Annotated in this window: 20 protein-coding genes; 6 read left to right on the top strand and 14 right to left on the bottom strand. The window is 71.4% G+C overall.

What is annotated here, in order from left to right; genetic code table 11:
• Window positions 1–7: 7 nt before the first annotated feature.
• Entirely contained in the window at window positions 8–928 is a 921-nt protein-coding gene (locus ACWDN5_RS05645; protein WP_449674777.1) for an LLM class flavin-dependent oxidoreductase, read from the bottom strand.
• Window positions 929–1514: 586 nt separating this feature from the next.
• On the bottom strand, window positions 1515–2417 hold the full coding sequence (locus tag ACWDN5_RS05650; RefSeq protein WP_449674779.1) for an endo-beta-N-acetylglucosaminidase H: 903 nt from the start codon (window positions 2415–2417) through the stop codon (window positions 1515–1517).
• A 43-nt stretch (window positions 2418–2460) separates the two neighbouring features.
• Here ACWDN5_RS05650 and ACWDN5_RS05655 point away from each other — a divergent pair, with 43 nt between their 5' ends.
• Window positions 2461–2688, top strand: a complete 228-nt coding sequence (locus ACWDN5_RS05655; RefSeq protein WP_449674781.1) for a hypothetical protein — start codon at window positions 2461–2463, stop codon at window positions 2686–2688.
• A gap of 3 nt (window positions 2689–2691) precedes the next feature.
• Here ACWDN5_RS05655 and ACWDN5_RS05660 read toward each other — a convergent pair whose 3' ends face one another.
• The 4 genes from ACWDN5_RS05660 to ACWDN5_RS05675 are packed head-to-tail and all read right to left on the bottom strand — an operon-like array spanning window position 2692 to window position 6190.
• Complete coding sequence (locus tag ACWDN5_RS05660; protein ID WP_449674783.1) at window positions 2692–3567, bottom strand: SAM-dependent methyltransferase; 876 nt, start codon at window positions 3565–3567, stop codon at window positions 2692–2694.
• Window positions 3519–4163, bottom strand: a complete 645-nt coding sequence (locus ACWDN5_RS05665) for a cysteine hydrolase family protein (protein WP_449674785.1) — start codon at window positions 4161–4163, stop codon at window positions 3519–3521. Before ACWDN5_RS05665 ends, ACWDN5_RS05660 begins: the two co-directional genes overlap by 49 nt.
• Complete coding sequence (locus ACWDN5_RS05670; RefSeq protein ID WP_449674787.1) at window positions 4160–5221, bottom strand: isocitrate/isopropylmalate family dehydrogenase; 1062 nt, start codon at window positions 5219–5221, stop codon at window positions 4160–4162. Before ACWDN5_RS05670 ends, ACWDN5_RS05665 begins: the two co-directional genes overlap by 4 nt.
• 15 nt (window positions 5222–5236) lie before the next feature.
• Window positions 5237–6190, bottom strand: a complete 954-nt coding sequence (locus tag ACWDN5_RS05675; RefSeq protein WP_449674789.1) for an EF-hand domain-containing protein — start codon at window positions 6188–6190, stop codon at window positions 5237–5239.
• Here ACWDN5_RS05675 and ACWDN5_RS05680 point away from each other — a divergent pair.
• Together ACWDN5_RS05680 and ACWDN5_RS05685 are read left to right on the top strand one after the other, a co-directional pair.
• Entirely contained in the window at window positions 6072–6932 is an 861-nt protein-coding gene (locus ACWDN5_RS05680; protein ID WP_449674791.1) for an SDR family NAD(P)-dependent oxidoreductase, read from the top strand. The genes ACWDN5_RS05675 and ACWDN5_RS05680 overlap by 119 nt on opposite strands.
• 10 nt (window positions 6933–6942) lie before the next feature.
• Window positions 6943–7440 carry a MerR family transcriptional regulator gene (locus ACWDN5_RS05685; protein ID WP_310971756.1) on the top strand — a complete coding sequence of 166 codons (498 nt, stop codon included), beginning with the start codon at window positions 6943–6945 and terminating at the stop codon, window positions 7438–7440.
• Between the two features lie 6 nt (window positions 7441–7446).
• On the opposite strand, the gene ACWDN5_RS05690 is transcribed toward ACWDN5_RS05685, so the two are convergent.
• Together ACWDN5_RS05690 and ACWDN5_RS05695 are read right to left on the bottom strand one after the other, a co-directional pair.
• The gene (locus ACWDN5_RS05690) at window positions 7447–8622 is read right to left on the bottom strand and encodes an FAD-dependent oxidoreductase (protein WP_449674794.1); all 1176 of its coding nucleotides are present in this window, start codon (window positions 8620–8622) and stop codon (window positions 7447–7449) included.
• Between the two features lie 109 nt (window positions 8623–8731).
• Window positions 8732–9787 (bottom strand): hypothetical protein, encoded by a 1056-nt coding sequence (locus ACWDN5_RS05695; protein WP_449674795.1) that lies wholly within the window; start codon window positions 9785–9787, stop codon window positions 8732–8734.
• A gap of 386 nt (window positions 9788–10173) precedes the next feature.
• Here ACWDN5_RS05695 and ACWDN5_RS05700 point away from each other — a divergent pair, with 386 nt between their 5' ends.
• The 3 genes from ACWDN5_RS05700 (at window position 10174) to ACWDN5_RS05710 (ending at window position 12765) form a co-directional block, all read left to right on the top strand.
• Complete coding sequence (locus ACWDN5_RS05700; protein WP_449674797.1) at window positions 10174–11124, top strand: Leg1-related protein; 951 nt, start codon at window positions 10174–10176, stop codon at window positions 11122–11124.
• 173 nt (window positions 11125–11297) lie between these two features.
• The gene (locus tag ACWDN5_RS05705) at window positions 11298–11837 is read left to right on the top strand and encodes a hypothetical protein (RefSeq protein ID WP_449674799.1); all 540 of its coding nucleotides are present in this window, start codon (window positions 11298–11300) and stop codon (window positions 11835–11837) included.
• Between the two features lie 127 nt (window positions 11838–11964).
• The gene (locus tag ACWDN5_RS05710) at window positions 11965–12765 is read left to right on the top strand and encodes a methyltransferase domain-containing protein (RefSeq protein WP_449674801.1); all 801 of its coding nucleotides are present in this window, start codon (window positions 11965–11967) and stop codon (window positions 12763–12765) included.
• A gap of 678 nt (window positions 12766–13443) precedes the next feature.
• Here the strand turns inward: ACWDN5_RS05710 and ACWDN5_RS05715 are convergent.
• From ACWDN5_RS05715 to ACWDN5_RS05740, 6 genes are all read right to left on the bottom strand, one after another.
• Window positions 13444–14571, bottom strand: coding sequence for an Rv2629 family ribosome hibernation factor (locus ACWDN5_RS05715; RefSeq protein WP_449674803.1), 1128 nt, complete (start codon window positions 14569–14571; stop codon window positions 13444–13446).
• A gap of 552 nt (window positions 14572–15123) precedes the next feature.
• Complete coding sequence (locus ACWDN5_RS05720) at window positions 15124–16476, bottom strand: PepSY-associated TM helix domain-containing protein (protein ID WP_449674805.1); 1353 nt, start codon at window positions 16474–16476, stop codon at window positions 15124–15126.
• Between the two features lie 29 nt (window positions 16477–16505).
• The gene (locus ACWDN5_RS05725; protein WP_449674806.1) at window positions 16506–18128 is read right to left on the bottom strand and encodes a copper resistance CopC family protein; all 1623 of its coding nucleotides are present in this window, start codon (window positions 18126–18128) and stop codon (window positions 16506–16508) included.
• Window positions 18129–18133: 5 nt separating this feature from the next.
• Entirely contained in the window at window positions 18134–18880 is a 747-nt protein-coding gene (locus tag ACWDN5_RS05730) for a DUF1775 domain-containing protein (RefSeq protein WP_449674808.1), read from the bottom strand.
• Between the two features lie 68 nt (window positions 18881–18948).
• Window positions 18949–21267: a copper oxidase gene (locus ACWDN5_RS05735; RefSeq protein ID WP_449674810.1), complete on the bottom strand. Its 2319-nt coding sequence runs from the start codon at window positions 21265–21267 to the stop codon at window positions 18949–18951.
• 727 nt (window positions 21268–21994) lie between these two features.
• Window positions 21995–22816, bottom strand: coding sequence for a PDR/VanB family oxidoreductase (locus tag ACWDN5_RS05740; protein ID WP_449674812.1), 822 nt, complete (start codon window positions 22814–22816; stop codon window positions 21995–21997).
• Window positions 22817–22951 lie beyond the last annotated feature (135 nt).

The raw sequence follows: 22951 nt of genomic DNA on the forward strand, positions 1-22951 counted from the left end.
CTCGCGGTCACCGTCCAGCCAGCTCGGCAACGACCGGCGCAAGAACACCGGCGGCCTCGGCGCCGACCACGAAGTAGGAGAACCCGATCTCCTCCCGCCTCCGTTGAATCTCCTCAGCAGCGGCAGAAGGATCGTTGGGCAGGAATGCCAGCGAGTCCGCGGCCCGGACGGCGGCGGGGTCGGTGTCGGGTCCGGCCATGAACGCCGCGACCGAATCGCCGACCACCGGCACGTGCAACGCCAATTCCGCACCGCGACGGTTGTCGAAGCGTTCTACCCGCTGCATCGTCTCGATCCGCGTCTCGATCTGTGGCATCACGAACGTCACGGTGTCGGCGAGTTCGGCGGCGAGCGCCTGCGCCTTCGGGCCGCCGACCGCCATGACCACCGGCGTGTGCCGGTCCGGCCCGTCGAGGTCACGCAGGGCCGCGACCACGTCACGCACCTGGCTCAACCGCCGGCCCGCCGGGGTGACCGGCAGGCCCAGCTCACGGAGCTGGTCGGCGATCCCGGGCCGGCCGGTGCCGATGCCCATCTCGAAACGACCATCGGTGAGCACGGACAACGAGTGGGCCTCCCACGCGGTGATCCACGCAGGCCGGACCGGAGACGCGTACACCCAGGTGCCCACCCGGAGGTCGGTGATCGTCGCCGCCACCGCGAGCGCCGGCCCCGGTGCCGGCTGCCACTGCGGCACATCCGGCATCAAGATCGTCGAGTAACCGCTGTCGGCCAGAACGCGCAGCTGGTCACGCCAGGCCGGCAGGTCAGCGGTGATCGGCGCCACGACCCCGAACCGCAACGGCCTGCTCTCGCGTGTCGAGTTACCCGTCATGGTGAAGCCCCTTCCCTGTGCGGCCCGGCCTGGCGCCGAGCTCTTCCCTACCACGAACGAGCGACTGCGCATCCGACACAACCCGCCAAGCAATCCGGCGCGACGTCCGGCTCAAGGGCCTGAGCGGAATCTCACGGCAGATCGGCCCGGCGCATGGTGGCTCTGGCACACGTTCTTTCCAGGACCGTCGGTTCGTCGATCACGGCACCGCACTGCATGCGGTGCCTTGATCGGCCGAACCGCCCGTCGCGGAGGCGAATAGCTGCCGTACCTGCACAGCGCGCACGTCATGACGGGGCGCCGACGCGGACGGGGAGGGCGAGGTGGCCGCGGTGGGTGGCGCATCCGGTGCAGGCATGTCGGGCACAGCGGGCCGCGTGTGAACCGCGACCGAACCGCAGCAGCCCTATTGGGATCGGACGGCAGCCCGGCCAGCGGCGGGCCACTGGAGGCGGCGCGAAACCGGCCGGCAGACGCGGAGGCGCGGCTTCAGCGCTACCAAGCGGCGATCGCGGCCGGGGTCGAGCCCGAAGCACTCGTCGACCCGCTGCGCCGGACCTGCGGCTATCGGTGTGGTTCGACGAACCCGCCTACCTGTCCACCCAGCTGATCAAGGTGCACGCCAGGGTCACCGACGTCGAGACGGCGACCGCGGTAGCCGGCCCCGGCACCGAGGTCACTAGGGCCGGTACACGGCGTCCTTGCCGTACAGCGGCTTGGTGAAGCTCGAGATGTAGGTGTGCGAGTCGGCGGCGCCGAGGTTGTAGGTCAGGTACACGCCGTAGCCTTCGTTCACGGTTCGCTGGGCGAGACTGGCGGCGGTGCTGGTGGAGGTCGCCGCGATCTGGACCGCCGCGGGGGAAAGCCCGGATTTGGGGAGGGCGATGTTCGGTACGCCCCAGGTGCCGTAGTACGGATTCCAGGCGTAGTTGAACTTCGAGGTGATGTCGGTGCCGCCGTAGGACAACCGTGATGCGGCCGGGCCGATGTTGTACAGCGAGATCAGCTTGGTGGGCATCGCCGCCCGCAGGGCCGTGACGAGGTGAACGAACGAGCTGGCGTTGGGCTGGCCGGTGCCGTTGTTGCCGTACTCGGCGTATTCGTCGTCGAAGTCGATGCCGTCGAGCCCGTACTTGACCACGGCGTCGGACAGCTGCTTGGCGAAGGCCGCGGCCGCCTGCTGGGACGGGAAGTTGGCGAACCCGGCGCCCTGATGGTTGCCGAGGATCGACAACATGACCTTGATGCCCTTGGCCTGCAGCGGGCGGACCTGGGTGCTCACGTTGTCGAGGACGCGCTGCACGTTCGGGTTGAAGTACAGGTACGCCGACTTCGTCGCGGTGTCGTAGTTGATGTTGGCGGCGAAGATGACGCCGATGTCGAACACGTTGCCGCTGTCCTGGGCGAGGGCGTACTTGCCCACGTTCAGCATGCTGTTGTTGTTCACCTCGACGTAGGCCACGGTGATCGGCCCGCTCTTGCGCGGCGCGGCGGACGTACTCGCCGCACTCGTGCCTGTCGTCATGGCCGCCAGGAGGGCGGCACCTGCCAGCAACGCGGTGATCCGGCCGAGTTTGACCACGATAGCTCAACTCCTGACGAGTGGTTTGAACCACTGTCCATGTATGGGCTTTTCCGGCTCCTTGTCAAGAGAAGTGATCAAGCAACGCGATCGGCACCTCGATCGGCCCACGCCGTTCGTCGCATCGACCCACGGCACTTCTCGAATTCAGGCGAGTTTCCTCGGAGCCGCCGGTGTCGTCGGGTTGCTCACGCTGACTGCCGCTGCGCAAGCGGCGAAGGTGCCCTTCTGCGTGGTCACCGACCAGCGCCCTGACCGGACCGGTCCATGACGCCTACCTGAGCGCGAAGACCCACCGGTTGCTCGCCAATGCGTCGTCAGGCACCGGATCCAGACCGGCGCCGAACTCAGCCGAGAATTCAAACGGCGTGCGCACCGACGTCGCCCAGCCGCGGGCTCGCAGCGCCCCCGCGGAGTCCGGGCGGGGTTCGGCGTCGAACAGCGCTGTCAGGTCCACCCCGATCTGCTCGCGCGCCGCGCGGTAGACCGGTCCCGAGCGGACCGCCGGCGTCTCGTGCCAGAACTTGGCCTCGAACGCGCACGCGCTGCCCGGCGCAGCCCACCCGTCGACCGTCTCGACGAGCCGGCGCTCGGCGTCCGCGGGCAGGTAGAGGAACAGCCCCTCCGCCAGCCACACGGACGGGCGATCCGGATCGAACCCCGCCTCGCGCAGCGGTCCCGCCCAGTCGCCGCCCAGGTCCACCGCCAGGGTCACCCGGGCCGCCTCCGCCCTCGCCCCCGCGTCGTCGAGGACGTCCTGCTTGAACGCCAGCACGCCGGGCCGGTCCAGCTCGAAGACCCGGCACCCGGGCGGCCAGCCGAGCCGGAAAGCCCGCGTGTCCAGCCCGGCTCCCAGCAACACCACCTGCCGAGCTCCGTCGCGGGTGACGCCGAGCAGGAAATCGTCCAGCACCCGGGTGCGCAGACCGAAGTACCGGCCCAGCCGCCCCCACAGCGGGTTCGCCGGCCCGCCGGGTACGTCGCTCCAGCGCACCGGCCACCGGCCCGCAGGCGCCGCAGCGCGCACGAAATACCGCGCCAACCCGTCGTGCGCCAGCGAATCGGGGCGAGTCGCCTCGATCGCCCGTGCTGCGGCGACCATCAGCGCGGTCCGGCCGACTCCGTGGTCGAGGTCTGCGGTGGTGCCCACTCGTCCTCCTCCTCGGGGAACCTCGTCCAGCTCGCCGGCTGGTCGTGCGTGGCGGTCCGGGCGCCGTAGACGACCTCCATGAACCGCACCGCCTCCTCGTCGCCGCGGTGCAGCGCCGTCGTGCAGTCGGTGAGGATCGTGAGGTGGAAACCCAGCTGGAACGCGGTTCTCGCGGTCGAATCCACGCACACGTCGGCGTAGACACCCGCGAACACGAGGTGCCCGATCCCCCGGTGGCGCAGGTACCCGCCGAAGCCGTCGACGAGGAACGCGTCGAAGCACGCGCGTTTGGTGAAAACGCGTTCGCCCACCGCCGGCGCCACCCGGTGGAACTCCGCACCCCAGCTGCCTTCCCGGCACTTCGGCCGCTTGCCGAGGAGCCGGTCGCGGCGCCGCCAGCTCGGCCGCTGGAACTCGACGTTCCCGGCGAACCGCACGAAGACGACCTCGACGCCGGCCTCCCGCGCGAGGTCGATCGCGCGCGCCGCGTTCGCCGCGAGCCGCTCCAGCTTCGCCGGGTCACCGTGCCGGGCCGTCGCGACCGGTCCGGTGCAGAAGTCGTTCTGCAGGTCCACCACGACCAGCCCCGACCTCACGTCCCGGCCACCGGGAGCTGATCGGTGGCCGGCCGCAGCTCCGCCAAGACCGCCGCGACGACCTCGTCCGTCGCATGCGTGCCACCGGTGTCCGGGGTGCCCACGCCCCGGCTCCGGGCCGCTCGCAGGGCGTCTTCGAGCGCCGCGATCGCACCCGGGCAGCCCGCGTGGCGCTCCGCGATCGCCGCCGCGGCCCGCAGGGTCGCGGTCGGGTTGACCCGGCCCGTGCCGGCCAGGTCGTCGGCCGACCCGTGCACGGTCTGGTACTCGACCAGTCCGGCCACCTCCGGGTGCAGGTGCACGTTCTCAGTGCACCGGTCCTCCTGCCGCGCCCCGCCGAACCGGTCGAGCAGCACCACGTGCATGACGTCGCCCCACTCGTTGCCCGCCACCACCAGCGTCCGCCCGGTCAAGCCGTGTTCGATCAGGTTCCGGTTCACGGTGTCCGGCTGGCACAGCTCGACGCGGACGCCGTGGCGGTGCGCGATCTCCGCCACCCACGCCCCGAACGCGCCGTCGAGCAGGTGGAACTTGTACGCCAGGACGATCCGGTCCGGCCCGGCGCCCGGCCACTGCGCCCGGGCCCGGCGCAGCGCGAACACGATGACCTTCTCGGTGAGTTCACGGGTGAAGACCGTGGTGCGGGTCACCGTTCCGGGCCCGTGCCGGTTCTCGCCGGTGTAGAAGCCCTGCACCTGGTCGCGGACCATCAGCAGCGACGGCGTCACCGCATCGACCTTGACCGCCTGCAGCCGCTCGCGGACCAGGTACAGCGACTGCGCGTTCATCGCCGTGCGGAAGACCGCGGTGACGCCCGCCCGGGCCTGTTCGCGGCAGAACCGTTCGTAGTGCTCCGCGTCGGCACGGGTGATACGGCGGATCTCCTCGGCGCCACCTTCCTCCGCCAGCGAGAAATAGGAATGGTAGGTACGAGCCGAGCGGGTGATTCGGATTTCCGCCGAGAACAGGTCGCCGATCCGGTCCAGTGCGGCGGCGAAAACGTCGGCCAGTTCCGGTCCGGTACCGCGGCCGACCGCCAGTCCGACGGTCGCTCGCACCCGAGGGTTTCCCATTCAGCGGGCCGCGTTCGCGACCAAGTGATCGCCCGCGATCCCGACCTTCGCCGGGTCGTAGTAGTCCTTGATCCCTTCGGCCCACACCTCGACCCCGATGCGGTCTTCGCCGTCCGGCCCGAACGCGTCGAAGAGCGCGTCGATGTTGGGCCGGTCGAACCCGATGGCCGCCATCAGGGCGGTGAACACCGGACGTTCGATCTTCCCGTCGCCGTCGGGATCCCCCAGGGCCGCCAGGGATTCCGCGAAGTCGGCGACCGTGCCGCCGAACCGCTCCGGCGACAGCACACAGGCCGTGAACTCCTCGTAGCTCACCCGGCCGTCCCGGTTCCGGTCCAGTTCGCGTTCCAGGGTCCGCCAATAGTGCACGAAGGCGCTTTCCATCGCCTGTTTCGCGGCCGCACCGGATCCCTCGGCCGCGCGCACCACATTCGCCGCCATCGTCGAGAAGTCACGCTCCTCCAGGTAGCCGTTACGGTCCACGTCGAACAGCGAGAAAATGATCTTCACCCGATCTTCGGCCGTCACACTCATCGAACGATCGCCCTTCCGTCGAATTGCCCCCTTGATCAATCCTGCCCGAGAAAGGCGTGCTCCGGAATCATCGTCAACCCAAGGTGGGACGGCATCCCGTCCAGCCGGTTCCGGAAGTAAAGCAACGCAGGGCAGGCCCTGGGACAAACGGGGAGCGACTGCCACCGCCGGGTCAGCCACCACGAGATTCGCGCACTGACCGTGACGGCTTGCCGAAGCCACGCCGCACCCGCACGGGCCGGACGTCCGCTTCGCCTGCGGACTTGCGTTCGAGCGCGCTCGAAGCCTTAACGTCGCCGGCATGACGACACAGACCTGGATCATCACCGGCGCGACCCGCGGCCTCGGGCGCGCCCTGGCGGAATCGGCGCTCGCGGCGGGCGACAACGTGGTGACCGCCGTGCGCCGGCCCGAAAGCATGTCCGCCCTGGAGGCCGAGTACCCGAACCGCTGCCTGGTCGTGAAGTTCGACGCCCGCGACACGACCGCGGCCGCGGACCTCGTGAAGGACACCATCGACCACTTCGGGCAGCTGGACGTCCTGGTCAACAACGCCGGCCGGGCGGTGGTCGGCGCCGTCGAAGAAATCAGCGACGCGCAGCTGCGGGAGCTGATGGACCTGCACCTGTTCGGCCCGGCCGCGCTGGTCCGCGCGGCGCTGCCCGCCATGCGCGAGCGCGGGACCGGGACGATCGTGCAGATGAGCAGCCAGGGCGGGCGGCAGTCCTTCCCCGGGGTGTCGGCGTATTCGGCGTCGAAGTTCGCCCTCGAAGGCTGGTCGGAGTCCCTGGCCGGCGAGGTCGCCGGGTTCGGGATCCGGGTGCTGCTCGTGGAGCCGAGCCGGTTCCGCACCGGGTTCAACGAGGCCGACGTACTGGAGTTCGCCGAGCCGTCCGAGACCTACCGAGACGTGCTCGCCCGGGTGCGCGCGGACATGGCCGGTGCCGACGGCCGCCAGGAAGGCGACCCGGTGCGGGCCGCGGACATCCTCGTGTCCCTCGTGCACGGCGACGACGTGCCACTGCGGCTGCCGCTGGGCAGCGAGGCCGTCGAGCGGCTCACCCGGGCCTACCGGCGCGACCTCGAAGGCGTCGAGCGGTGGGCCGAAACCGCCCGCAGCGCCGATTTCGCCGACGTCCCGCCCTCTTCGCGGCCGATCTAGGCTGGACGGCATGGCCACGGACGAACTGCTGACCAGGGCGCTGGCGATGCTGGGCGAAGACGACGTGTCGGTCGAGGCGATCCACCGGCTGACCGACGTGGGCGGGATGACCGAGCCGATGACGATCGCCGAGGTCGCCGACATGCTCGACATCTCGCCGCACACCCTCCGCTACTACGAACGCGCCGGGCTCGTCGAGGTCGGCCGCGACAGCAGCGGATACCGCGTCTACGACGAAGAAGCGGTGCGGCGCCTGGTGTTCCTGACCCGGATGCGGCTGTCCGGGATGCCGATGCGCGACCTGCAGCACTACATCGAGCTCGTCGACGCCGGGGCGGACACCGTGCCCGAGCGGCTCGACATGCTCGTCGAGCACCGCGACACGATCCGGCGGCGCATCCGCGAACTGACGCTGTCGCTCGCCGCGACCGAATACAAGATCGCCACGTACGGCGGCTCGACCGGCCCGGAGGTGACAGTCACGTCACCGGGTTCGGAGCGAACCTAGCGGCGATCAGTCCGTCCACTCGATGTGGTGCTGCGTGAGCCACGCCGCGGTGTTGCGCGGGCCGCTCTTGAGCCGTCGGGAGATCGCGATGTCCCGGATGAGCCGCTTGACGAGCCCCGGCGTGGCCGTGCCGCCCATCTTCGCGCTGGTCGCCACCAGGCGCTCGACCCGCTCCCGGCGCTGCTGTTCGTAGGCACGGAACGCCGCCGCCGGTTCGCGGAGGTCGCGCAGGCACTTGGCCAGGACGACGGCGTCCTCCATCGCCATCGACGCCCCGTGGCCGGCGTTCGGCGCCGCAGCGTGGGCGGCGTCGCCGATGACGATCATCGGACCGGCGTGCCACCGCGGCGTCGAGGCGATGTCGTAGCCGTTGTTCGCCCGGATCTGCTCCGACGCCTCGACGATCGCCGCCGCCGGTGACCGGTCCCGGCGCAGCAGCGCCGTCGCCTGCCGCTTCCACTCCTCCAGCGACGTCGCCGCCAGCTCAGCCTTGGACAGCTCCGGGCGCGGGATGTTCACGAACCACCACGTTTCGCCGTCCGGCGCGGTCGTGTAGGCGAAGAAGACGCGCTTGCCGTAGATCATCCGGTACACGCCGGGCATCGGCTCGACCGGCGCTTGCCGGGCGTAGCCGCACAACACGACCGTTCCGGTGTAGCGCGGCCGCGGCGCGTGCGGGTCGATGATTTCGCGGGTGGCCGAGTGGACGCCGTCGGCGCCGATCAGCAGGTCGCCTTCGCGGCGGGAGCCGTCCTCGAAGAACGCCGCGATGCCGTGCTCGGCGTAGATGTCCACGTCGCCGAGCCGTTCACCGTGCTCCATCGTGATCCCGCGGCGGGTGGCTTCCTCGTGCAGGACCCGGTACAGCTCGGACCGCTTGATCATGTGCGGCCCGTACGCGCCGGCCGTACCGCTGCCGATGGGTGCCTCGCCGAGCTTCTTGCCCGAGCCGCTCCAGAACAACGCGTGATCGGCGGGGAACGACGCCTGCAGCACCGGCTTGTCGGCGTCGATGGCGTGCAGGGCGTCGAAGCCGTTGTTCATGATCGTCATGAAGGCGCCGACGTCGTCCGCACCCGGCTCCTGGGCCTCGTAGACGACGGAAGTGATGCCCGCCTTCTGCAGGGCCATGGCCGTGACCGGTCCGGCGATGCCTCCGCCGATGATCAACGCCTTGGTCATCTCGCTTCCCTCGTCTCCCGGACCCGCGCCGGCCGCGTGGGCGGCACTCGACGACCCGGGGATAGTAGCGGCGATGCACGCCTCGCCGGGCGAAAGACCCGGCCTCGGGTCAGCGGTCACCTCGTCGCCGCGCCACGGCGAGCAGGGTCAGGCCGGCCCCGAGCAGGACCAGCAGCGCGGCCGCCTGGGCGGGCAGCCCGGCGACGCCGGTTCCGGGGAGGCCGCCGGTCGTCGGCGGGCTGCCGGGCGAGCCGGGAGACGGCGAGCCGGCCGCAGTGCTCGACGCGGTCGTCGCCGTCACGGTGGCACCGGTCGTCGTCGCCGAGGTCGATGTCGATGCCGAAGTCGAGGTCGAGGTCGAGGTCGAGGTCGGCGTGGAGGACGTGGTTCGCGTGGTCGTTTTCGAACTGGTCGGGGTGGTCGTCGGCGGCCGGGGCTCGCAGTGCGCCTCGGCTTCGCCGAGCCGCAACGACGTCAACGGCCCGTCGTACACCGGCTTGCCGTCGTTGTCCTTCAGCGACGCGGTGACGTCGATGTCCAGCCAGGCCCGGGCGTAGCCCTGGCGGCTCTGCGCGGACGGGTCCTGCATCGGCGTCACCACGACCGTCAGCGTGCTCTTGCCGATCTCACGGGCGCCCAGCTGGGCTCCCGTCACGCTCAGCCCGTTCCGGCCCGGCCGCACGGTGTGCCCGAGCACCTCGATCGTGCCGCCGTTCGTGCGGTTGTACGCCAGCGCCCACGGGCCCACCGGCGGCGGTACGCATTCGGCGTAGGAGTCGAGCGAAGCCACCTTGAGGAACGGCTTCCGCCCGAGCTTCACCTCCAGCGCCGTCAGCTGCGCCTGCGCCCAGTTCCTGGCCGGGTCGGCGACGGTCCGGGCCTGCTCGGTGGCGACGCCGATCCTGCGCAGAACCCCGTCGGGGTCGTTGAGGTCCCCGTTGTCGGTCTGTCCGGGACCGGAGGACTCCGCGACGCCGTACCGGCCGGTGTAGGCCTCGAGACCGAGCGCCTCGACCGGCGAAGTCGTCAAGCGGACGAGCACCGCGGAGGCGGGCGCGGAAGTCCGCGCAACCGGGACGACCGCCGGCTCGGCTACCGCGAGCACCGCAACGCCGGCGGAGAGAACCGAGCCGGTCAGAACGTGGGCGAGGCGAAACGAAGGCACGGAGTCAACGAAACACAGGTGACCACGCCCGGCGAGCGGGATCGCTGGTTCGGGCTTGGTGATCAACCGAAGGAGTGAGACTGCCGCTCGAACCGGAAGGCAGGCGCTCCCGCCGTGCCGGGTTCGCCCGATCTCGTCGTCGGCGGCGGACACCCACCACCGACGCCGTCACCCGCGCCGTACTCCAGGCCGCGCACCTGCACGAAGCGAGAGCCGGGACTGATTCGGGCAGGCCAAGGGCATCATCATGGCCCGCCGTGGCGTCGACGTCGGCGACGCGCCACACCGAAATCGACCTCCCGACCCGCTGAACAACGGCCACCGCAGGCCCCACTGGGCTGCTCGCCAAGCCGGGTCGACCCGCTTGACCGCGCTACATTGTGTTCGTGAGCTCCGTCCACCCTCGGGAACTGGCCGGCCTGGACCTGTACGCGGTCTGGGTTTCCGCGGCGGAACTGACGGACCGGTTCGACCCGTTCCGGTTCGAGCACCGGATGGCGGCCTACCGGCAGCTCATCGCGGCCACGAACGCGGGCGGCCTGTTCGGCGCCGACAACCGGCACAATCCCTTGTGGGCCTGGACGTTCCAGCTCCAGTGGCAGTGCCGCACCGGGCGGCTGGGCGCCACCACGCACGCTGACGGGACGATCGATCCGGACTCGCCGTGGGCCTACGGCAACTACACGCTGAGCGTGCTCCCGTGGCTGGGCGCGCAAGGGGCCGGCGTGGTCGCTCCGCTCGAAATCGCCGACGCCCCCGGCCCGGCCCGGTTCGGGTACGTGCGGGGCGGCGTGGTGCCGGACGAGCTGGCACCCAGCGTCGAGCAGTGGCGGCGCTACTTCGCGATGGTGCAGCAAACCCGGGCCACGACCGACTTCGAGCCGCTCCGGATCGCGCTGTGGAAGGCGCACAAGACCTGTCTCGACGTCGTGGTCACGAAGATCGCGGGCATCGACCCGGCTCCGTATGCGCCGCTCGAACTGACGTTCCTGCGTGGCTGGTGCCGGATGGTCGACTACCTCGGGGCGGCCGCCTGGCGGACCGACTTCGGCTTCATGACCGAGCACGGCCTGGACGTGTTGCCGGAAATACTGCTCGAGCAGCGTTCCGACCTGCGCACCCTGCCGGACAGCGTCCGACGCAACGTCACCAACGTCATCCGCCTGGCCACCGCTTCACCCGGCCGCCACGCGCTGAACCTGTGGCTGTGGCGGCGGATCATGCGCACCAGGGCCGCCCGGGACGAGGTACTGACCCTGCTCGACGCGGTCTTCGATCCCCGGCGGGACAACGCCGCGGCCCGCCGGCGGACGATCCGCCACCTCCTGCGTCCGTGACGACGCCGGGACTGACGAGCCGACTTCCGGAAGTGGCCGAAAAGGCAGAATTGCCCGTCGCCGGTTGACGACGCCTCCCGTCGGACACCAGGATCCCGCCGATGAAGCTCGAAGCCGGTCGCAGCGGCCGAACGAGGAGAAAGTCCCTGCCCGGCCGGGCAATCGTCCCGCTGGTGGCACCGATGGTCCTGCTCGCGGCGGCGTGCGGCCCGGTTCGCGTGGCCGGGTCGGCGAGCCCGGCCACGACCAGCCCGGACGCCCCGCCGTCGAGCGGCACCGCCCCGACGTCGGCGGCGCAACCCGCTTCCGGCGCCGAGACGCCCGGCGCCGCCGTCGAGCGCTGGGTCACCCAGATCCTGCAGGAGCAGTACGTCGAGGCGTGCCTGTCCAGTGCTCCCGCACTCCCCGCCGGTCAGGACGCCCAGTCCTTGTGTGCCGAGCCCGCGGCTTCGGCGAGCGCGAAGTCATTGCGTTCGGCTTGGGCGAAACCGGGCGTCACCCTGCCTCCCGAGGGGAAGGTCGAGGTCGCCGCCGTGGCGGCGAAGGGCGACAAGGTCACCGTGCCGGACACGGCGGTCAAGCTCGACGGCCGTACGTTGCGCAGTCTCGAACTCATCGGCGCCACCGGCGAAACCGGCTCGTTCGCCCTCAGCTTCCGCGTGGAGAAGCACGCCGGATCCTGGTACGTCACGGGTTTCGACCTCAAGGCGTGACAACCGTCCTCGGTGGACTGTGGCCGTCTTCTACGGCTACGGCAGTCCATTGCCCGGGCGGCCAACCCGGCGTAGAGTTCATAATGCGGACACGTTGTCTCACCATTCGAGAATGATGGGGTTGGCCATGGCAGGGAAGGACGTGTACACCCACGGCCACGCCGAGGTCGTCGTCGCAAGCCACGCGGCGCGCACCGCGGCCAGTTCGGCGGCCTATCTCCTGCCCTTGCTCCGCCCGGGGCTGGACCTGCTCGACGTCGGCTGCGGTCCGGGCAGCATCACCGCCGACCTCGCCGAAGCCGTCGCGCCCGGGCGGGTGCGCGGAGTCGAAATCACCGAAGCCCCGCTCCCCGCCGCCCGGGCGAACGCCGCTCGGCGCGGGGTGTCCGTCGAGTTCGCCGTCGACGACGCGTACTCGCTCTCCGATCCCGACGACAGCTACGACGTCACCCACGCCCACCAGGTGCTCCAGCACCTGTCCGACCCCGTCGCCGCCCTCCGCGAACTGCGGCGCGTGACACGCCCCGGTGGAGTCGTCGCAGCGCGCGACGCCGACTACGGCGCGTTCCGCTGGTGGCCCGAGGACCCCCGCCTCGACGACTGGCAGGACCTGTACCGGGAGGTGGCCCGCGGCAACGACGCCGAGCCCGACGCCGGCCGGCGGTTGCTCGCGTGGGCCCACGAAGCCGGGTTCACCGAGGTCACACCGTCCGCTTCGGTGTGGTGCTACGCAACCCCGGAGGAACGCTCGACGTGGGGTGACATGTGGGCTGAGCGGATCCACTCGTCCGTCGGCAAGATGGCCCTCGAACGCGGACTGGCCACCCAGGCCGATCTCGACGCCATCGCCCAGGCGTGGCTGACCTGGGCGGACCACCCCGACGGCTGGCTGCTGATCCCCCACGGAGAAGTGCTCGCCCGCGCCTGACTGTGGAACCCCGGGCGCCGGCTGCGAGCGCCACGCTCGCTTGCGTCGGCGCACCGTGGCCGATGAACTGTACGGCGACCAGCGCGAACACGACGAGTGCGCGGAAGCCACCCGGAAACCGGCGCCGACGGCCGTGGGATGTCCCGCACGGAGACGAGCTCGCGACCGCCGGTGGCCAGCAACCCCATTGCGGCGTCTACTTCCCGAGCAAGGAGGCGCTGCTCCTGGAACCGGCTCGAAGCCACGGCCGACGCGTTGCGCACCCACCTGCCGGACCCGGCGCTGACCCCGGTCGGCGCGATGCTGACGATCCTCGACCCCGAACGGGACGTCCTCGCCACCGCCCTCGCCGCAGACGCCGACCGCGCGCTGGCGCAGTGTCGGCAGTTCGGCGACCTGATCCGCAACACCCCGTCGCTGCGGGCCTACCAGAGCGACATCGCCGACCGGTTCGTCGACATCGCCACCGAAGCACTCGCCACCCGGACCGGGCTGCACCCCGACGACCCGAACCCCAAGTCGCCGCGGCGGCACTCCTCGGCCTGTGGCGGATCCAGTTCCGCGTGGCCGGCGACGTCCGGCGGGCGGCCCGCCTGGCCGAAGCGGGACTCGCCACTTTCCCGGCACCACGCTGACCTGCCCACACGCCTACCGACCGCGAGGAACGCGGCCGGACGATCAGGAGTGCCGCAGGATCGCCCCGAATCCCTCCTTCAGGTCGACCCGCTCGTCCATGACCGTCACCGAGGCGCCCGACGCGAGCGCCGCCCACGGTACGGCTTCATCCGCCCGCTGCCGCCGTCCGTCCTCGACGCCGAACGCCGCCAACCCGTCGCGGTCCAGCGCGATTTCGCCGGCGTTGCGGCCGACCCAGACCTCGGCGTCGCCGGGGTCGCCGATCAACAGCGTGTCCACGTTGGCCTCGGCCAGCGCCCGGACGACCTCGGCCAGCCCGGTCACCGCGAGCCCGTCCTCCCGGCCCAGCCCGGTGCGGAAACTCCCGGCCAGCTCGTCCAGCACCTTCAGCCGCTCACCGGCCAGCACGGTCCGGATCTCCTGCTCCAGGTCCTCCCGCGAGCCCCCCGCGGCCCGGCTGCCGGCGTCCACTTCGCGGGTGACGTCCTGGATCGCCGTCGGCAGCTTCGCGTGCAACGCCCGGCGCGCCTGCACCTCCCCCACCAGCAGCACCAGCCCCGGGTGCAGCGCCGCGACCCGCTCGGCGACGTGTCCGGCGACGTCCTCCAGGTTCTGGTCACGGGTTTCCTCGACGTTGGCCTGCATCCTGCGGTGCGCCATCCCGCCGCCGCGCACCTTGTGCAGCGGCCAGTCCTCCCCCGTCACCGTCTCGGTGGCGACCTCGCGGCCCTCGCCGTCGTGGGTCACCAGGTCCGCGCCCCGGTGGTCCACCGTCACCAGCAGGTACGGGATCGACGGCGAGCCGTGCGAGAAGAACGGCAGCAGGTACGGCAGCGGCGAGACGCGCTCGACCTGGGTGGCCGGCGCGTCCGCGAGCCGCCGGTCCACCACGACCCGGCCCCCGGCGGCGACGACACCGCGCCCGCTCCGGCCGACCGGGGGCTCGCTGTCGCGGATCGCCGTCACGACCGCCTCGGCCGTCGCGTCGCCGGCCCCCTGCTCGCCGAGCCGAGCGGCGATCTCCCGCAGCTTCAGCTCGAGCTGCCGCTCCGCGTCCTCGGTGTCGTGCGAATCTTCGAGGAACACCGACGCGAACGGCCCTTCCGCCGCCAGCACAGCTTTTACCTGGTCCTCGTCCACAGTGCTCTCCTCGATCGTCGAACCGGCCAAACCACCGCCTTACCCGCCGGGTTCGCGAACAAACGGCGACAGGACAAATAGGTGACCCACCCCTGCCGACAGTGCAATTGTTGAAAATTCGTCCACAACCATGCACGAGATGACGATCAAGCAGCGGCGAACAGAGGAACGGGTGACGCCATCCCGGATCGCCACCGTCGCCGCTCACTTCGGGCGGGACGTCGCGTTCGGTACTGCGCTGGCCGCGGAAATGGTGGTGTGCTCCAGCTACACCGAAGCAGATCCACGAGGCGAGCGGTACTCGGCTGCGGCCTGCGTGTCCGGCAACGGTGTGCGCGGCCGGGTCGGCATGCTGCTCGACTACGAGAGAGCCTTCCCCGAGCCCAGTCTCGGCCTCGCCGTCGACGGGCCGAATCATCGCCTGCTTGTGTGCGGGCCGTCGAAACCAGGTGGTTTTCGTCTGCGCCAACCAAGCCGGGGTGCTGAACGGAACCCGGTTCCCGGGTTCGGCCGAAATCGACGTCGCAGCGGAAATTGCGGCGGTGCGCGACGTCCGCGACCACCTCGGGGAACGGAAGGCCACTACGCCGAGCGTCGCTTGATCCGGCTCAGCAAAGCGTCGAAGGCCAGGAACACCACCAGGCTCGCGCCGACGAGCGGCAGGACCCACGCCAGCACCGCGACTCCGAGCAGCGTCACGATCAGCGGCGCGCCGGCCAGCTGCCGCCACACCGGGCGCGGCAACGACGCCCACCGCCCCTTGTACGGGTTGTGGATCCACCACATGCGGTACCCGAGCGCGAGCAGGACGAGCGTCGCGACCGCGACCAGCGCGAGGACGATCTGGTTGGCCAGGCCGAACAGCGTGCCGGTGTGGAACTCGGTGGCCAGTGCGCTGAGCTTCGCCGGCAGCGAGTATTCGCTCCAGGCGATCCGCTCGGTCACCTCCGCCGTGTAGGGATCGATCGCGACCGCGCCGCGGTGGACCGGCAGTCCTTCCTCGATCTCGGTGACGGTGTACGGCGCTTCCGGCCGGGGCGGTACCGAAACGGCCAGCTCGCCGCTCAGTCCCGCGGCCTCGGCGGCCGCCACCGCGCGGTCGAGGCCGATCGGCCCGGCGCCCGGCCGGACCGGCACCGGCGCCGCCGTGAGCACAGGGGCCCGCAGGTGGACCGGGTCGGCCGCCGCGTCCGCGCGACCACCCGCGAACTGGCTCATCGCCAACCCGGTGACCGCCACCGCCAGCAGCCCCGCCGTGAGCCACAGGCCGGCGGCACCGTGGATCGCCCGCAACCGCGTCCACCCCGTCTTGTCCCGAGTGGACGGCACGAGCACCTCGCGCAGCGGACGTTTCCGGCGCGTGCGGGCCAGCCACAGCACCAGGCCACCCACGGCGACGAGGGGAACCCAGCTCGCGGCGAGCTCGGCGTAGAGCCGGCCCGGCGCGCCCAGGTGCAGATCGCCGTGCAGCCGGCGCAGCCACGTGTTCGCGGGCAGCCGGTTCTCGACCGTGGTCAGCTCGCCGTTGATCAACCCGGTGTACGGGTCGACGAACACCGTGCGGTCGGTGGTCCCGGCCGGACCGGGAACCGCCAGCACCACACGGGTGGTGCGGTCGGGAGCGGGCGGGGTCAGGACCGACTCGAGCGTCCCCTCCGGGTGCGCCGTGAGGGCCGCACGGACCTGCTCGGAGAGAGGGCGCGGCGCGGCGCCGACCTGGTTCACGTGCAGGTCGGACCGGTAGAGGCTGTCGTGGATCTGCGGGCTGAACACGTAGACGAGCCCGGTCAGGCACAGCACGGCGAGGAAGGGCGCGACCACGATACCGGCCAGGAAGTGCAGCCGCCGGGCGACGAGCTGGAGGACGGTGCTCAGGCGCGGCCGCGGGGACGGACGGGCGGCCCGGTGCGAGGGAACGGTGGAGGTCGAGGACAAGGCGGCTCCCGCGCGGCTGGAAGAGGCGGTCAACGGACGTCGATGGGCTGCTTGACCGTCTGCGTGCGGCCGTCTCCGGCCCGCAGCGTCAGCGCGAGCTCCCACCGGCCGGGGCCGGGCGCGCTGCCCTGCCCCGTCCAATAGGTGGTCCCGGCGCGGTCCAGCGGCACCGGTGCGGGGCCCAGTGCGGCGGTCACCATCGTGCCGGCGCTCTGCGGCCCCACAACCGACACGCGCACGTCCAGCCGGCCGGCCGCCGGGATGACGACGAGGTCCAGCGCGCCGGTGTCGTACGCGAGGCGGGTCGGCGCGGCCTGTTGCCGGATCGCCGGCGGGGCCTGGCCCGGCGAGCCCTGCGCGTGCGCGCTCTGGCCGGGGTCGAGCGCGAGCAGCGTCGCCGTGGCCACGGTGAGCACGACCGCCGCTCCCGCCACCGCGATGATCCGGCCGCCGAGCGGCGCCTTCGCCCGAAGGCGGGAAAGGAGCCACGCGAAGACGGCCAGCACCGCCGCCAGCGCGAGCGATCCGGCCGGCAGCCAGCCGAGACGGTGCCCGAGCCACACCTGGGCGGTCCCCGCGACGGCGAGCAGCGCCGCGCACCCCGCCACCGACGTCGCGAACCGGGACACCGGGTGCTGCTGGCGGGCGACCGGGTAACGCAGGAGCAGCAGGCCACCCGCCGGCACCGCGAGCGCGACGAGGAGCGCGATGTCCGCGGCGAGCGCGAGCGGAGACGGCGCGCCGGCCGGCCGGGGATCGGCGAAGGTCCAGGTGGCGAGAAGCGCGGACGCGCAGCCCAGCACCGCCGCGCCGCGCAGCCGCCGGTCGGCGACGGTGGTCGCCGGCGGGCTCTTCACCAGCAACAGGAGACCCAGCGTGGCGGGCACGAAGGTGGCCAAGCGGGCGAGCAACGCTCTCCCCGCGCCGGACTCGACGGCGCCCGCCACCAGCCGCGGGTCGAACGCGGCGCGCCACGGCACCCACGCCGCGTACGGCCCGACCGACGCCAGGACGACCAGCGTGCCGCCGGCGGCCAGCCACCAAGCGGTCGTGATCAGCCGCCGGACGGCCCGGGCCCGCACGGCGGCGGGCCCGATCGCCGCGACGAAGAACGCGAGACCGGCGAGCACCACCATCGCCGCGACCGCGAGCGTCCGCGCGGTCAGGTGGACGGCTGCCACGACCGGGTCGCGCACCGTCTCGATCTCGGGCACACCATCGGGCCGGATCGGGTACGACACGTCGAAGGTGAAGGAACCGCTGATCGGCTCCAGCCGGCTCGACGGCACGGTCCACGCCACGGCGTAGGTGCCTTCGTGCCGCTCCGCGGGCATGGGCACGGAGAGCGCGTCCTCCCGGCCGCCCGGATGGGACGGCCGGGTGAACACCACCTGGCTGCCGTCGGGGTCGAGGACGCGCACGGTGGCCAGCGCGGCCGGCACCGGCCGGTCGAACGTCAGCACGACGGCGTCCGGCGACTTGACCACTTCGGTGCTGCCCGGCGACGTCGTCACGAGCACCGGGTCGCCCGTCGCCGCCGGGGTCGCGCCGAGCAGCGTGCCCCAGCAGGCGGCGACCAGCAGCACGAGCGCGACGACCCGCCCGGCCCCGGCGCGCGGCCGCGGGACCACGGCCCGGGGACGCTCTTTCACGGCCGTCATTCGACGCCGACCTCCGTGCGTTCGGGCTCGGGTGCCGCGGCAGGTGCGCGCAACCGGCGGCGGTGCGCCCGGTACCCGACCACCGCGATCACGACGAGCGCGAGGCCGAACGCGCCCCACAGCACGGCGAAGGGCGGACCACCGGCGGTCTGCGGCAGCTGGTCCACGGACACCGCGGGGTCGTCGGCGACCGGGACCGGTTGCTGCGCACCGGCTTCGGCTGCGGGAGCGACGGGCCCGGCGCCGAAGGTGATCGCCGGCGCCGGCGAAGTCGTCTGGTTCCAGTGCGCGACCAGGCCGTTGGCGAAGGTCTGCGTCGCTTCGAAGAGCAGCCGGCCGTCGGCGGGCAGCGGGCCCATGGTGACGAGGAACTGCTCGAACTGCCTCGGGGCGACCGCGCCGCCTTCGACGACGAGCGTGTCCGCGGCCTCGCGGACCACCTTGCCGCCGACCTCGATCGGCGGGGTCAGCGGCCGCGGGCGGACGGTGACGGTCCAGCCCGGCGCCGGGTCGACCTTGACGTAGGCGATCGGCGGGGTCGGCGGGAAGCGGAGTTCGAGCCGGGTGGACTTCGTGTCGGTCCGCTCGTTGGCCAGCCGGAAGGCGAAGGTGTGCGTGCCGCCGCCGTCGACGCGATCGGGCACGATGGACACCTGGGCCGCCGCGGGCGGGGCCAGTGCCAGGACGCCCAGCACGGCCGTGAGCAACGCCGGAAGACTGCGGATCATTCTTCGGTGGGCCATGGGGTCTCCTCCGGCGGTGAGGTCCGGGGCCCGGCGCGAAGCCCGGCCCCGGACCACCACCGCGTGTGTCAGCAGGCGGACTGGGCGAGGGGGTTGAGCTGCCGGCAGGTCAGCTGCGACCGCCAGCTCCCCTGGTTCTGCTGGACCCAGCCGTTGTAGACCAGCGGAACGGCCAGCACGCCCTGGCCGCCGTAGCCGGCCTTCCCGGCGATCGAACCGTCCATTTTGGTCGTCGACGTCGGGTCGAGCGTCAGCTGGCCCGCGACCTTCGCGTCGTCGATGTTGCCGTCACCGTTCGGGTCGACGTCGATGATCTGCATGACGTTGGCGAACTTGTTCGACACGTAGCCGTAGTAGCCGCCGCCCTTCTTGGCCCCGAAGTTGATGCCGTGGCAGCCCGCCGCGCACGGCAGGTCCTTGACGATCTTGTCGGTCCTCGGGTCGATGACGCTGACCGTCTGGGACAGCACGTTCGCCGCGAGCATCGCCTTGCCGTCCGGGGTCACCGGCAGCTGGATCGTCAGGCCGCCGAACGGGGCGCCGGCCTTCGGGCCGTCCTGCGGGCTGTAGTTCGCCCACAGGTCGATCGTCTTGCTGTGCACCTTCTGCCCGTTGTCCACGCAAGCGGGCGCCGCCAGCGAAACGCAGGTGATCGATTCGCCGGTGAAGTCCGCCGTGTAGAACTTCGAGGAGTCCGGGGTCATGCTGGAGGCGATCGGGAACTGGCCCGTCTTCTCGGTCCGGACGGTTCCGGTCGGCAGGTCGATCACCGACGCGTTGTTGGTCAGCACGTTCGGGGTGACGACGGTCTTGCCGTCCGAACTGGTCCAGTGCGCGTGCGGGTGCCGGACCTCACCGGTCGGGCTGACGGTGATCTTCCGGAGCACGTTCGTGCCGCCCGGCGCAAGTTCGACGACCTCGTTGCCGGCGTTGATGCCGATGACGAGCTTGTCGCTGCCCGGCTCGGTCATCACGTGCGCCGGGTTCTGGCCGACCTGGGTCTGCCGGACGAACTCGCCCGTTTCCCGGTCGAACACGTCGACCTTGTTGGAGAACCACTCCGTTTGGTAGAGGTACTTGTAGTCCTTATCGGTCCACATGTTGTGCGGGTTGTTCATGTTGATCGACGGCGCCCCGATCTTGCGGTCGACCGTCCAGTTCGTGACGTTGACCTTGGTCGCCGAGCCGACCGCCTTCTTGCCGGCCCACTCCTCGACCTCGGTGTCGACCCACACCTCGCCGACACCCGGCGTCGCCGGGAGCTGGTTGCCCTTCGACAACGTCTTCGGGTACGAGAACTTCTTGTCGAAGTAGGCGTCCAGGTTCGGGATCAGCACCGGGTTGCCCGCGGCGTCGTACTGCAGGATCGGCACCGGCGGCTGGATCGCGTCGAACTTGTTCTCCGCGTCCGGCTTGAACTGCTGCCAGTTGTTCGGGTTGGTGATGTTGAAGAAGGTGTTCACCAGCCGGTTGACGATGTCGGAGTTGGTCGGGACGACGAGGTTGCGCGAGTTGATCATCGACGCCTTGCCGAAGTCGAGGCCGATGGTGAGCGGGTCGTCGACCACGACGGCGCCCAGCATGTACGGGGTCACCATGTCGGTGAAGGCGTACAGCCCGGGCTCGGTCAGCTGGATCGACCGCTGGCCGAACATCGCCCCGCCGGGCATGTCGTAGGGGAAGCCCTCCGCGCCTTCGGGCGCGATCAGGCCCATCGGGTCGCGGGCGCCGGTCGACTCCTTCGGGTCGACCACGAAGTTCACCGTCACGGGCGGCCCCTTGACGGCGAACTTGGCGAGGTCGTTCAGCGCGCCCTGCAGGTCGAGGCCGATCGGCAAGGAGTTGAGGTTGAGCGGCTGGTCGGCGTGCATCGTGGTCAGCTGCTGGGCGAACTGCCCCAGCAGGTTTTCCGCCTTCGCCGCCGCCGGCGCCGCCTGCCGGTTGGCCGCCCCGATCGACTTCACCGCGGACAGGGTGCTGTCGAGGTTCAGCGCCTTCCCCAGCTCACCGCCGAGCGAACCGAGCAGCGGGACCTGGTCGAGCAGATTCTGCGTCAGGTTGCCGACCGCGCCGGCGAGGTCGGAGTTCAGCAGGCTGGACAGTTCACCGCCCGTCGTGAGGCCGCCCAGCGTGCCGAGGCGCGGCAGCTCGGCCACGGCCAGCGACTGGTCTCCGAACAGGTTCAGCCCGGAGTCGAACCACTTTCCGTTGTCGTCCTTCATGTGGAACGTGATCGGCACCGGGCCGACCCCGATCGGCTGCTGCGCCGAAGCCGGGACCGCGGCCACCGCGGAGGCGCCGAGGGTGGCGACCGCAAGGGTGACCGTGACCGCCGACCTGGCCCGACGCGGCCTCGTGCGTGCTCCCGGCGGAGCTTGTGGGGACATGAGCTTCCTTTCGGTATCTGTTCGACCCGGCGGAATACAGGCCGTCCGGACGAAGGAAAGTGAATCACGGACTTCGCGTTCGATTCCGGTTTTCTCTGTTAACTGGACGTGAAATAGTCGTCCCCGAAATCAGGCTGCCCGGTGAGGAATTGCGTCGATAAAAGGCGACCAAGTGTTTGTCTTTGATAGTTCCCTGGTTCAGCCGAGCAGACCGAACACGGTGCACAGCAACGGTCCGAGCAGGCCACTCGAATCGCATTCCGGAACGGGCGGCGGCGCGGGTTCGGTGACCGGGGGTTCGGACGGTTCCGGCGGGGATGGTGAAGACACGGGTGGCGGCGCAGAAGACGGCGGCAGCGGCGGCTCCCCCGTCGGCGGGTATTCCCCGGTCGGCAGCGGTGGGTATTCCCCGGTCGGCACCGGCTGCCCGGGCGCTCCCGGTGACGTCGTGACCGCGGGGACCCGGCCGGCCGCAACCGGACGGCCGGGCAGGACGGGATCCGGTCCGGGTACCGGAATCGGCGCTGTCGGCGCCGCGGGAACCGGGCCGGACGGCGTGGTGGCGGGCGCGGCAGGCGGCGGCGTCCGCGGAGCGGCGACCTGGGTCACCCCGGGTCGCGGCACGTCGCCGAGGTGACCGGCCACCGTCCACAGTGCCCAGCCGCAGGACGCGGCCGCGAGCAGGGCGGCCGCCCAGGTACCGATTTTCGTCGTCGTCGCAGGCATCTCAGAGGTCCAGCACCAGCTTCCGGCCGCACGAGCGGGACACGCAGATCATCATGGTTTCGTTCGCCGCCCGCTCGTCGCCGGTGAGCAGGGAATCGCGGTGGTCGGGAAGCCCGCCGAGCACCGGGGTCTCGCAGGTGCCGCACGTGCCCTCGCGGCACGACGACAGCACCGGCACGCCGGCGTCCTCGGCCACCTCGAGGATCGAGCGGTCGGCGGGCACGGTCAGCGTCAGCCCCGACCGGGCGAGTTCGACGTCGAAGCCGGCCGCGACCCCGGTGCTCTCCTTTGGCGAGAACCGTTCCAGGTGCAGTTCGAGGTGCGGCAGCGCGGCGCAGGCCTGCTCCGCGACGGCCAGCAGCGGCTCGGGCCCGCAGCAGTAGACCGCGGTGCCGGCGGCCGCCGCGCCCAGCACCCCGGGCACGTCGGGCAGTCCCGCTTCGTCCCGCGGCCACAGCACCACCCGGTCGCCGTGCTCTTCCCGCAGCCGCGCGGCGAAGGCCATCGACGAGTGCGACCGCCCGCCGTAGAGCAGCCGCCAGTCGGTGCCCGCCGCGTCGGCGGCCGCCAGCATCGGCAGCAACGGGGTGATGCCGATCCCGCCCGCGACGAACAGGTACCGATCGGCCCGCACGAACGGGAAGTTGTTGCGGGGACCGCGGATCCGGACCCGGCTGCCGGGGAGCAGCGTGTCGTGCACGAAGGCGGATCCGCCGCGCCCGGCGCGTTCGCGGAGCACGGCGACTTCCAGCACCGAGCGGTCGCCGGGATCGCCGCACAGGGAGTACTGGCGGACGAGGTCCGGCCGCAGCAGCAGGTCCACGTGGGCGCCCGGCGCCCACGGCGGTAACCGGTCCCCCGTTGCCGCCGATCGCGTCGATGTCCGCCGCCGCGCGCGACGCCCAGTGGATCAGCCGCCGCACCGTCTGCGCCGGGCAGGACACGTTGGTGCAGAACA

It is taken from the genome of Amycolatopsis sp. NPDC003731, from assembly GCF_053586895.1.